The sequence below is a fragment of the Pengzhenrongella sp. genome (assembly GCF_036565025.1).
In the GTDB taxonomy this organism is placed as follows: Bacteria; Actinomycetota; Actinomycetes; order Actinomycetales; family Cellulomonadaceae; genus Pengzhenrongella.
Window position 1 is genome coordinate 1 of sequence record NZ_DATCNW010000413.1, and the last position, 11,833, is coordinate 11,833.

General features: G+C 68.2%; 11 protein-coding genes. 9 read left to right on the plus strand and 2 right to left on the minus strand.

The genetic code is table 11. The annotated features are described in order from the left end of the window. The coding region (locus VIM26_RS23615) for a hypothetical protein (protein WP_331955776.1) at positions 1–288 on the minus strand (288 nt) is incomplete at its 3' end. A gap of 333 nt (positions 289–621) precedes the next feature. Continuing rightward, a complete protein-coding gene (locus VIM26_RS23620) occupies positions 622–1,842 on the minus strand; it encodes a diacylglycerol/lipid kinase family protein (protein ID WP_331955777.1) in 1,221 nt (406 codons plus the stop codon). 194 nt (positions 1,843–2,036) lie between these two features. Here VIM26_RS23620 and serS point away from each other — a divergent pair, with 194 nt between their 5' ends. The 9 genes from serS (at position 2,037) to VIM26_RS23665 (ending at position 11,796) form a co-directional block, all read left to right on the plus strand. Beyond that, positions 2,037–3,332 (plus strand): serine--tRNA ligase, encoded by a 1,296-nt coding sequence (gene serS, locus VIM26_RS23625; RefSeq protein ID WP_331955778.1) that lies wholly within the window; start codon positions 2,037–2,039, stop codon positions 3,330–3,332. Next, on the plus strand, positions 3,329–4,156 hold the full coding sequence (locus VIM26_RS23630; RefSeq protein WP_331955779.1) for an HAD family hydrolase: 828 nt from the start codon (positions 3,329–3,331) through the stop codon (positions 4,154–4,156). Before serS ends, VIM26_RS23630 begins: the two co-directional genes overlap by 4 nt. Positions 4,157–4,209: 53 nt before the next feature. Beyond that, the gene (locus VIM26_RS23635) at positions 4,210–5,232 is read left to right on the plus strand and encodes a LacI family DNA-binding transcriptional regulator (protein ID WP_331955780.1); all 1,023 of its coding nucleotides are present in this window, start codon (positions 4,210–4,212) and stop codon (positions 5,230–5,232) included. A 201-nt stretch (positions 5,233–5,433) separates the two neighbouring features. Further along, positions 5,434–6,465: a glycosyl hydrolase family 32 gene (locus VIM26_RS23640; protein ID WP_331955781.1), complete on the plus strand. Its 1,032-nt coding sequence runs from the start codon at positions 5,434–5,436 to the stop codon at positions 6,463–6,465. 49 nt (positions 6,466–6,514) lie between these two features. Next, positions 6,515–7,843, plus strand: a complete 1,329-nt coding sequence (locus VIM26_RS23645) for an ABC transporter substrate-binding protein (protein WP_331955782.1) — start codon at positions 6,515–6,517, stop codon at positions 7,841–7,843. Positions 7,844–7,923: 80 nt separating this feature from the next. Further along, positions 7,924–8,907 carry a sugar ABC transporter permease gene (locus VIM26_RS23650; RefSeq protein ID WP_331955783.1) on the plus strand — a complete coding sequence of 328 codons (984 nt, stop codon included), beginning with the start codon at positions 7,924–7,926 and terminating at the stop codon, positions 8,905–8,907. Further along, a complete protein-coding gene (locus VIM26_RS23655) occupies positions 8,904–9,833 on the plus strand; it encodes a carbohydrate ABC transporter permease (RefSeq protein ID WP_331955784.1) in 930 nt (309 codons plus the stop codon). The genes VIM26_RS23650 and VIM26_RS23655 overlap by 4 nt, the downstream gene beginning before the upstream one ends. A gap of 191 nt (positions 9,834–10,024) precedes the next feature. Further along, on the plus strand, positions 10,025–10,399 hold the full coding sequence (locus tag VIM26_RS23660; RefSeq protein ID WP_331955785.1) for a substrate-binding domain-containing protein: 375 nt from the start codon (positions 10,025–10,027) through the stop codon (positions 10,397–10,399). A 122-nt stretch (positions 10,400–10,521) separates the two neighbouring features. Beyond that, positions 10,522–11,796 carry an ABC transporter substrate-binding protein gene (locus VIM26_RS23665; RefSeq protein WP_331955786.1) on the plus strand — a complete coding sequence of 425 codons (1,275 nt, stop codon included), beginning with the start codon at positions 10,522–10,524 and terminating at the stop codon, positions 11,794–11,796. Positions 11,797–11,833: the final 37 nt, after the last annotated feature.

The window sequence follows — 11,833 nt, forward strand, 5'->3', positions numbered from 1 at the left end:
GGAGTCCCGCTCCGCGACCAGGACCGTGGCGCGCACCGTGGTGAGCACGTCGATCGACCGGTCCAGGAACGTCAGCACCGCACGCCGCTCCGCCGTCGCCCACGACGCCGCCTCACCGGCGACCGCCGCGAACAGACCCATCGTCTCGGCCACCGCAGCAGCCCGCGCAAGCCCGACCGAACACTCCCCGGACCCGGCGTCGGGGAGGCTGTCGGACGTGGCCGCTACTGTGGGCGAACAGATCGACGAGGCCGAGCCCGCGGCGTCAGTACCGGTATCCAGGTCCATCACTCGCCACCCCCTGCGGCCATAAACTCGAACTCTTGTTCTAAAGATATCCCGTCAAACCGGACAAAGCAAGGGTTTCAGCGAACTATTTTGACCGAACTTTCAACCGGCAGGACACAACGACCCGGCTGCCGCCGAACTGAATCCGACTGTGGCGAAGCGGGCTCGACGCGAGGCCCCGGCGGTCCGAGACGGTACCCAAGACCTTCCTGAGGAAGGCTTGCCGCTGGGTCTGAGTCGCTTCACAAGCGACTCGCGCGCCATCCCGGGGTGCAAACGAACAGCGCCTTGCGATAGCGCCCAGCCACCGTCTGCACCTTCGGGCAGCCAGACTCACGCCACCCGGACGATCAACGCTCCCGGGTCCACCCACGCCGAGATCTCCAGCGCCTGTCCCAGCACATCGCCGTCCACCTGCACCGCTTCGGGCCGGTCGACCGAGACGCGCAACCGTCGCGCGCGCTGGTGGTCGATCTTCCCGATCTTGCCCGGCAGCTCATTGCGCACCCCGATGCCCTGCAGGATGACCTCGCCGAGCAGCTGAGCCCAGCCGGCCAACCCGACGCGGGTGTCGATCGCGCCGATGTCGAGCCACCCGTCGTCGAGCACGGCGTCCGGCAGCAGCGTGATGCCGCCGGGCAGGCGACCGCAGTTGCCGATCAGCAACGTGCGGACCCGGGAGTCGGTCGCCGGGGCGTCATCGACCTGCATCCGCAGGTGCGGGCGGCGACCGTGCAGGTGGTGGACGGCCGCGAGGAAGTACGCGATCCATCCGACGCGCGCCTTGAGGGCCTCGTCGGTGTCGGCGACCATCGCCGCGTCGAAGCCCAGCCCGGCGATGACCAGGAAGATGTGCTCCTTTGCCGGCGTGCGCGCAGCAGCGTCCCCGGTCGGCCCGTCGGCGTTCGGCGTGGCCCAACCGTCCCCGTCCGCGCCGCGAGCTCGCGCGTCGTCGTCGTCCTCCGCCACGTCCTCCGTCGCCTGGAGGTCGTCCCGCACGACCCGTAGCCAGCCGACGTCGATCGTGCGGGGCCGTCCGGTCAGCGCGAGGCGCAGTGCCTCGTCCGTGTCGGTCAGCGGCAGGTCCAGGTTGCGGGCGAGCAGGTTCCCGGTGCCCTGCGGGATCATGCCCATCGGCACCCCCGTGCCGGCCAGCCCCTCCGCCACCGCGCGCACCGTGCCGTCACCTCCGATGGCGACGACGGCCGTCGCCCCCTGGGCGATCGCGTCCCGCGTCTGACCGACGCCGGCGTCCTCCACGGTCGTCTCGAACCACAGCGGCTCGAGCATGTACCGCGACGCGCAGGCCCGGACGGCGGCCTCCCGCAGCTCACGCGCGCCCGCCTTGGTCGGGTTCGCCACGAACGCGACGAGGTCGCCGCTCGTGTTCGGCGCGGGCAGCAGCAATTCGGCCGCGCTCACCGGTCCGATGAACGTCGCGACGCGGCGGCGTGCGACGAGCTCCCCCGGGCGGCGGACGGCCGTCAGGGCCACTCCGAGTGCTCCGGCGGCAACCACCAGGGCTATCACGCTCAACCACTCGGACCACGGCATGGCGCAACGCTACGGCCCAACGCACCCCCACGGCCCAGAATCAGCCGTAATGTCCGTGCCAGGACGTCCGCGAGGTGCGTCAACGCTCGGACGCCGCGGGGTGCAGTGGCCGCATGCGCCCCGGACCTGGCCGTGGATGGTCGGTTCGAGAACCCGTGGACGCCTCGTGCAGCGTGGGTCGTTACCCTCAGGGGGTGATCGACCTGCGTGTTCTCCGTGACAATCCCGACCTCGTCCGAGCGAGCCAGCGTGCGCGCGGCGACGACCCCGCCCTCGTGGACGCGGTGCTCGACGCCGACGCGCGTCGCCGCGCCGCGCTCACCGACTTCGAACGCCTGCGCGCGGAGCAGAAGGCGCTCGGCAAGCGGGTCGCCGTCGCCAAGGGCGACGAGAAGGCCGAGCTGCTCGCCGGGACCAAGCGGCTGTCCCAGGAGGTCAAGGCCCGCCAGGTCGAGGCCGACGCCGCCGACGCCCTGCTGACCGAGATCGCGTACCGGATCGCGAACGTCGTCGAGGAGGGCGTGCCGGTCGGTGGCGAGGACGACTACGTCGTGCTGCGCACCGAGGGCACCCCGCGGGACTTCACGAGCGAGTACGGGCCGGACTTCGTCCCGCGCGACCACCTCGAGCTCGGCGAGATGCTCGCCGCGATCGACACCGAGCGCGGCGCCAAGGTCTCCGGCTCGCGGTTCTACTACCTCACCGGCATCGGCGCGCGACTCGAGCTCGCGCTGCTGAACGCCGCGGTCGACCAGGGGATCGCGGCCGGCTTCACCCCGATGATCACCCCGACCCTGGTCAAGAAAGAGATCATGGCCGGCACCGGGTACCTCGGCGCGCACGCCGACGAGATCTACCGGCTCGAGGCCGACGACCTGTACCTGACGGGCACCAGCGAGGTCGCGCTCGCCGGCTACCACTCGAGCGAGATCCTCGACCTCAGCGCTGGCCCCAAGCGCTATGCGGGCTGGTCAGCCTGCTACCGGCGGGAGGCGGGCTCGTACGGCAAGGACACCCGCGGGATCATCCGGGTGCACCAGTTCCACAAGGTCGAGATGTTCAGCTACACCTCGATGGAGGACGCCGCCGCCGAGCACCGGCGCCTGCTCGGCTTCGAGGAGGCGATGCTCGCGATGGTCGAGCTGCCGTACCGGGTGATCGACACCGCCGCGGGCGATCTCGGGATGAGCGCCGCGCGCAAGTTCGACTGCGAGGCCTGGCTGCCCACGCAGAACCGGTTCCTCGAGCTCACCTCGACCTCCAACTGCACCACGTTCCAGGCCCGCCGCCTGAACACGCGCGAGCGGACGGCGACCGGCGAGACCCGCCCGGTCGCCACGGTCAACGGCACGCTCGCGACCACCCGGTGGATCGTTGCGATCCTCGAGAACCACCAGCAGGCGGACGGTTCGGTTCGCGTACCGAAGGGCCTGCAGGGCTACCTCGGCGGCCTTGAGGTCCTCGAGCCGGTGGCCAGGGTCGCACCGTGACCGGGATCCGGCACTCCCACCTGGTCGGCTCGGGCCCGATGCTCGTCGCGCTCGACATCGACGGGACCCTGATGACGTACGACGAGCGGATGTCCGACGACATCCGGGCCGCTGTCGAGGCCCTGCTCGTGGCCGGCGTCACCGTCGTCCTGGCGACCGGGCGCTCGGTGCATGCGACCGTGCCCGTCGCCCACGCGCTCGGCATCACGTCGGGCTGGGTGGTGTGCTCGAACGGCTCGGTGACCGTCCGGCTCGACCCGGGTGCGGAGAACGGCTACGAGATCACCGAGCGGATCACCTTCGACCCCGAACCCGCGCTCCGGCTCATGCACGCCGAGCTGCCCGACGCCCTGTTCGCCGTCGAGGAGCTCGGCGTCGGCTTCCGGATGAACAAGCTGTTCCCCGCCGGCGAGCTCACCGGCAGCCAGGAGGTCGTCGACATCGAGGACCTCTGGAGCGACCACGTCACCCGCCTCGTGGTGCGCAGCCCCGGCCACACCAGTGCCGAGTTCCACGAGCTCGTGCACCGGATGGGCCTGGAGGACGTGACGTACTCGATCGGCTGGACGGCGTGGATGGACATCGCCCCGAAGGGCGTCACCAAGGCGAGCGCGCTCGAGGCCGTGCGGCGCCTGATCGGCGTCGAACCGTCCCGCACGGTCGCGATCGGCGACGGCGGCAACGACCTGCAGATGATCGACTGGGCCGCTCGTGGGGTGGCGATGGGACACGCACCACAGCACGTGCTCGCGATCGCCGACGAGGTCACCGGCACGATCGACGACGACGGCGCGGTCGACGTCCTGCGCAGCCTGTTGCGCTGACCGCACCGGGAAATGTGGACGCCCGACCCCGGCTAGTGGCAGCATCAGCCAGCGTGGCGCATGGCATCGACGAAGTTGCCCGGGTCGCCGGTGTGTCGACGGCGACGGTCTCCCGCGCGCTCCGTGGTCTCCCGAACGTCTCGGCCGCCACGCGGGAACGGGTCCGGACCGCCGCTGCCGAGCTCGGGTACGTCGCCTCGCCGTCGGCCGCGTCGCTCGCGTCCGGGCGGACCAAGACGATCGGCTTGCTGACGCCGTGGGTGAACCGGTGGTTCTTCGCGAACGTCATCGAGGGTGCCGAGCGAGCCCTGCGGGCCGAGGGCTTCGATGCGCTGCTGCACACGTTCGAGGTCTCGCGGTACGCCCCGCGGCTCCGGGTCGATCCCGACGTGCTGCGCCGGCGGGTGGACGGGATCCTCGTCGTCGGGCTCCCCCTCGCTGCCGCCGAGGTCCAGTCGCTCGTCAAGCTCGGGCACCCGCTCATCTTCGTCGGCTCGGGCGTCGAGGGCCAGGTCACCGTGCGCCTGGACGATCTGGCGGCCGCTCGCGCGGCGACCGAGCACCTCATCGGGCTCGGCCACCGGCGGATCGGGCACATCAGCGGGACGCCGGACGACGTCACCCCGTTCTCGCCGCCGGTGGCCCGGCGCGAGGGCTGGGTCAGTGCGATGCGGCGGGCGGGCCTCCCCGTCGATTCGCAGCTCGAGGTGCACGGTCACTTCGACGTGGAGGGCGGCCGGGAGTCCATGCACATCCTGATGCGGCGGTGCCCGGACGTCACCGCGGTGTTCGCCGCCTCGGACGAGATGGCGATGGGCGCGATCCTCGCGGCCCGCGACCGGGGGCTGTCGATCCCGCGGGACGTGTCCGTGGTGGGGATCGACGGGCATGACCTCGGCGAGCTGGTCGGGCTGACCACGATGGCCCAGCCGGCGCTCGAGCAGGGCGCGACCGCGGCCACCCTGCTGCTCGAGATGATCACCGGCGCACCGGTACCGCAGGACGTCGTCTACCCGACGCGCCTCGTCGAGCGGGCCTCGACCGGCCCGGCCCCCGCGGCCGGTCTGACGGCGTAACTCAATCGTTACGCGATTCACCCGTGTCCTGACTTGCGCGACGCCGATGTAAGCGCTTGCATAAGCCCCGAGGCTCTTCTCGGGGCGAAGTGCGTCCCGACCGAGCCGCCCAGGACCACGACGCGGTGGAGGTCACCAGATGTCCAGCATTCGCTCACGTGGCGCCGGGTCAACTGAGGCACCCTCCGGGGTGAACGCCTGATGGCCTTCGAGCTTCCGGACTCCTGGGTGTGGGACTTCTGGGTCGCAGACGACGGCGAGCAGTACCACCTGTTCTTCCTCTACGCCTCACGTGCACTGCAGGACCCCGAGCTGCGCCACCACCGGGCGTCCATCGGCCATGCGGTGTCACCCGACCTCCGGTCGTGGCACCGGGTCGCGGATGCGCTCGTGCGCAGCGATCCGCCGGCGTTCGACGACCTCGCCACCTGGACCGGCTCGGTGGTCCGTCATCCCGACGGACGATGGCTGATGTTCTACACCGGCGCCAGCCTGAACAAGGACGGCGCCAACGTCCAGTCCATTGGTTGCGCCTCCTCGCTCGACCTGATGACGTGGGACAAGTCGCCCGGACCACTCCTGAAGGCGGATCCCCGGTGGTACGAGACCTACTCCTCGGACGGGAACTGGCACGACGAGGCATTTCGTGACCCGTGGGTCTTCGCTGACCCCGAAGGCAACGGGTGGCACATGCTCATTACGGCGCGCTCGGCACACGGCCCGGCGTCGGTGCCGCAGGACACCATCGACCGAGGCGTGCTGGGCCACGCGTGGTCGGCAGACCTGGAGCACTGGGAGCTTCGTGAGCCCCTGACTGCGCCAGGCAGCGGATTCGGCCAGCTCGAAGTGCCCCACGTGGCCGAGGTCAATGGTCGCCACGTCCTCGTCTTCAACTGCTTGTCGCAGGACATGTCCCCGCCTCGCCGCGAGGGAACCACCGGTGGCATCTGGGCCGTGCCGATTGACTCCCCCACCGGCCCCTACGACGTGGCACGGGCGCATCTTCTGGCCGATCCACGGCTCTACGTCGGGAAGCTCGTCGTGGACCGGGTGTCAGGAGCCACCCAGTTCCTCGCCTTCCGCAACCTCGAAGAGGGGAAGTTCGTCGGCGCGCTCGCCGACCCGCAGCACGTCGAATGGCAGGGCGACCGACTCGTGATCCGCGAGCTCGCCCCAGCAGTCCAGCCACCGGCACCCTCGCCGGTTCTGTTCGAAGCCGGGCATCAGGTGTGACCGGTCAGCGTGGGGCAACGAAGCCCCCAACCTCCAAGGAGAAGCAGAGATGATCAATCGAAGGGCAACCCTCACAGCCATCGCGGTGATCGGCGTCGCCGGGCTCGCCTCAGGCTGTCTGTCACCGTCTACGCCGCAGAACGCGAACGGTAATGGCTCTGCTGCGTCCGGCGCCGGCAAGTCGAAGATCTCGGTGATGTACGGCCTCGGCCCTGACACCGAGCCTGGCTTCAAGGCCGACGTCGGGAAGTTCGCCAAGGACAACGGCATCACCATCGAGTTCATCAAGGCCGCGTCGTGGGACACCGAGATCCGCACCAGGGTGCAGGGCGGCAACCCCCCTGACGTGGGCCTGTTCCCCCAGCCGGGGCTCATGTGCGACCTGGCCAAGCAGGGCCATCTCATCCCGTTCGACGATGCCACCGTCGCCACGAACAAGAAGACGCTCGTCCCGGGCATCATCGATGCCGGCACCTGTGCCGACGGTAAGGTCTACGGCCTGCCCAACGAGGTCAGCGTCAAGAGCGTGCTGTGGACCGACGCGGGGGCGTTCAAGGCCGGCGGTTACACGGCGCCAAAGACGCTCGACGAGCTGCTGTCCCTCACCGAGAAGATCAAGGCCGACGGCAAGACACCGTGGTGCATCGCCGCCGAGTCCGGCGCTGCCACCGGCTGGCCGATCACCGACTGGATCGAGGACCTCGTCCTGCGCTTCGCCGGCCCCGAGAACTACGACAAGTGGGTCAAGGGCGAACTGAAATTCGACAGTCCCGAGATCAGGCCGGCATTTGAGTACTTCCAGAAAATCGCCTTCGGTGCCGGCAACGTGCGCGGTGGCACGAAGTCCATCGTCGCGACGAACTTCCAGACCGGCGGCAACGCGATGTTCGGCTCGCCCCCGGGCTGCTTCCTGTTCAAGCAGGCCACCTTCGTCGCCAACCCGGGCGGCTTCCCCGACGCCGTCATCGCCCAGCTCGACACCAAGACGGGCCCGCTGCCCTTCCCGGGCAAGACCGCAGGCGACAACCCGGTCCTCCTCGGTGGCGACATCGCCGCCGCCTTCAACAACGACGCCAACACCCTCAAGGTGCGCAACTTCATCGCGAGCAAGGAGAACGGCACCGAGCAGGCAAAGTTGGGCGCGTTCTCGCCGCACACCACCGCGGACGTCTCGCTCCTGCCGAACAAGACGCTCCAGACGATCGCCAGCGAGGTGCTCTACAAGGCCTCCGCTGCGCGCTTCGACGGGTCCGACCTGATGCCCGCCAAGGTGGGCGCCGGCACCTTCTGGACCGAGCCCGTGAAGTGGCTCTCGGGCCAGCAGGACCTCCACACCACGCTCACCAACATCGACCAAAGCTACCCGAAGGCCAGCTGACGTCCGCCTGACCCGCGGGGGTGACCAACGGCCACCCCCGCGGGTACCAGCGCCTTGTCCCACTTCAGAGAGGAAGTGCCATGGGCATCAAGATCTTGAACGCAATCATTGCGATCATCGGCGGCATCGGCGGCGCCGTCATCATCTTCTGGATCCTCAACAAGCTGGCCGAGTCCCTCAACGCCCGCTGGGAGGCCCGCGTCAAACCATGGATGTTCGCCGGGCCCGCGATCCTCGCGATCTCCGTCTACCTGATCTACCCGGCGGTTGTCACGATCGAGTACAGCTTCGCGAACGCGGACTCCACGGCGTACATCGGCTTCCAGAACTACATCGACCTCTTCACCGACAACGGGTTCCTGTCGGTCCTGTTCAACAACGTCCTCTGGATCCTGCTCGTCCCGGCCCTGACCGTGGTGCTGGGCCTGGGCGTCGCAGTGCTCGCGGACCGCCTGCGACCCCAAGGCGAGAAGGCCGCCAAGACCGTCATCTTCCTGCCGATGGCCATCAGCATGGTCGGCGCAGCGACCATCTGGCGCACCATCTACGACTACCAGCCGGCAGGCACGCCCCAGACCGGCATGCTCAACGCGATCCGCGCCCTCTTCGATCAGGCCCCGGTGTTCTGGTACGGCGAGAGCACACTGCACTTCAACAGCCTGCTGCTCATGATCATCCTGATCTGGACCATGGTCGGGTACTCCATGGTGCTGCTGTCGTCCGCGATCAAGAGCGTGCCGGAAGACACCGTCGAGGCCGGCCGCGTCGACGGCGCGGGGGAGCGACGGATCTTCTTCAGCATCATCGTTCCGCAGATCTGGCCGACCGTGATCACCGTCTTCATCACCGCGCTCATCGGCGTCATGAAGGTGTTCGACGTCGTGTACGTCACGACCAACGGCGCCTACAACACCGACGTCATCGTGCGCCGCTTCTACGACGAGCTGTACACCCAGGGCAACAGCGGGTACGCGTCGGCGATCGTCGTCATCCTCGTGATCGCGATCACCCCGGTCCTGGTCTACCAAGTCCGTCACTTCCGTCGAGAGGAAGCTGCACGATGACCACCGACGTCCAGCCCGGAACGACAACGCCTGCGAGCAACTCGCGGAAGATGCGCCAGAGCAAGTCCGGCACCGGTGCCGGCAGCGCGAACTGGCCTGTTCGTGTCGGCATGCTCATCCTGTGCATCGCTTGGCTGGTGCCCGCACTGGGGATGCTCGTCAACTCGTTCCGCCCGCGTGACGACCAGTTCTCGTCCGGGTGGTGGACGGCATTCTTCAACCCGTTCACCTCCTCGTGGACGATCGAGAACTACACCAAGGCGCTGACCAGCGACACCTCAGGCATCCCCATGGCCCAGGCGTTCCTCAACAGCTTCATCGTGGCACTCCCGGCCACGGTGATCCCGATCCTGATCGCCTGCTTCGCCGCCTACGCGTTCACCTTTATGCAGTGGCGAGGGCGGGACCTCATGTTCGTCGTCATCGTCGGGCTGCTCGTCGTGCCCAACCAGGTGGCGTTCGTGCCGCTCGTGAAGCTGTACGGCGCCCTGGGCATGAACGGCACGTTCCCCGCGGTCTGGCTGGCCCACATCGGGTTCGGGATGCCCCTGGCCATCTACATCCTGCGCACCTACATGTCCGGGTTGCCCATGGCCGTCGTCGAGTCCGCCAAGATCGACGGCGCGAGCCACTTCGCCACGTTCTGGCGCCTCATCATGCCCATGTCGACCCCGGCACTGGCGTCCTTCGCGATCTTCCAGTTCCTCTGGGTCTGGAACGACCTGCTGGTCGCCCTGATCTTCCTCGGGCGAGGCGAGAACACCGTCGCGACTGTCGCCCTGCAAGGCCTGCAAGGCCAGACCGGAGCAGGACGCGAACTCATCCCGGCTGCGGGGTTCATCACGATCATCGTGCCGATCCTCGTCTTCCTCAGCCTGCAGCGGTACTTCATCCGCGGCATGACCAGCGGGTCGGTCAAGGGCTAGTCAGCATCGGCCGGATCGCGCGCGGTCTGGCCGTCCACGCCCACAACCCGACGCTCGGGTGACGGGCCCAAGGACGCGGGTCGGTGGTGTCGGCGTGATGGCGACACCACCGGCCCGTCTCCACGCCATCCCCACGGTGGCCGGCTCGGCGCTGCGTCGGGCCGGGATCGAGGTGGATCCCCGCCCAGGAGGTGCACGGACACTTCGACGTCGAGGGCGGCCGGGAATCCATGCACGTCCTGATGCGGAACTGCCCCGACCTGACGGCCGTGTTCGCCGCCTCGGACGAGATGGCGATGGGGACGATCCTCGCCGCGCGGGATCTCGGGCTGAGCATCCCGGGTGACCTCTCCGTGATCGGCATCGACGGCCACGACCTCGGCGAGCTGGTGGGCCTGACCACGATGGCGCAGCCGGCGATCGAGGAAGGCGCGACGGCGGCCACTCTCCTGCTCGAGATGATCACCGGGGGCCCGGTCCCGACGGACGTCGTCTATCAGACGACGCTGGTCGAGCGCGGGTCCACCGCCCGGGCGCTCTCGGCCTCCAGGCTCGAGCAGCCGTGACGCAATCGTTATTCGAATCACCCGCGAATGGCCTGCGCTGCGGGTGATGTAAGCGCTTACATAGCGTCGGAACCACACGCGTGTACGCGTTGCTGTATCTGTCTCAATGAGGAAGGCAAGAGATGAAAAACCCCAGGAAGATCGCCCCCATCGCACTGCTGGCGACGATCGCGCTCGCACTTGCAGGGTGTAGCGGAAGCGGCACGTCCGGTTCGGGTAGCACGAAGGACGCCACCCTCACCGGGCGCGGACCGATCACGTACGTCCAGGGCAAGGACAACAGCAATGTTGTCAAGCCCCTGGTGGAGGCATGGAACAAGGCTCACCCGAAGGAAATGGTGACCTTCAAGGAGCAGACCACCGACGCCAACCAGCAGCACGACGACGACGTCCAGAACTTCCAGGCCAAGAACGCCAACTACGACGTCATCAGCGTGGACGTGGTGTGGACGGCCGAGTTCGCTGCCCAGGGCTGGCTGCAGCCGCTCAAGGGCGACACCGCCATCGACACGTCCGGCATGCTGCCCGCCACGGTCACGGCCGCGACCTACAACGGCACGCTGTACGCCGCGCCCGTCTCCAGCGACGGCGGCATCCTGTACTACCGCAAGGACCTCGTCCCGACCCCGCCGAAGACGTGGGACGAGATGATGGGCATGTGCAAGATCGCCAAGGCGAAGGGGATCGCCTGCTACGCCGGGCAGTTCGCGAACTATGAGGGCCTGACGGTCAACGCCGCCGAGGCCATCAACTCGGCGGGCGGCACGATCATCGACAAGGCCGGCAAGCCGACGCTCAACACGCCGGAGGCCGCTGCGGGCCTGCAGAACCTGGTGACTGCCTACAAAGACGGCAACATCCCCAAGGAAGCCATCACGTACAAGGAGGAGGATGGCCGCCAGGCGTTCGAGGACGGAAAGCTGCTGTTCCTGCGCAACTGGCCCTACGTGTACAACCTGGCCAAGACCGACGGCACGTCCACGGTCAAGACAACGTTTGGTATGGCGGCTCTTCCGGGTAAGGCCGGACCGGGTGCCTCGTCGCTCGGTGGCCACAGCGCCGGCATCAGCGTCTACTCCAAGCACAAGGCGACCGCCGCGGACTTCCTGACCTTCCTCACCAGCGAGCAGCAGCAGAAGAACTTCGCGACGATCGGTTCGCTGGCTCCGGTCCTGTCGTCTCTCTACACCGACGCGGCGCTGGTCAAGCAGCTCCCGTACCTGCCGGTACTGAAGACGTCCATCGAGAATGCCGTCCCGCGGCCCGTCACGCCGTTCTACCCGGCCGTGTCCAAGGCCATCGCGGACAACTCGTACGCGGCAATCAAGGGTGAGAAGCCCGTCAAGACGGCGTTGTCCGACATGCAGAAGTCCATCGAGACCGCCGGCGCCAAGTAGCCGAACGGGTACGCACGTGCGGTGGGTGCGCGAAAGC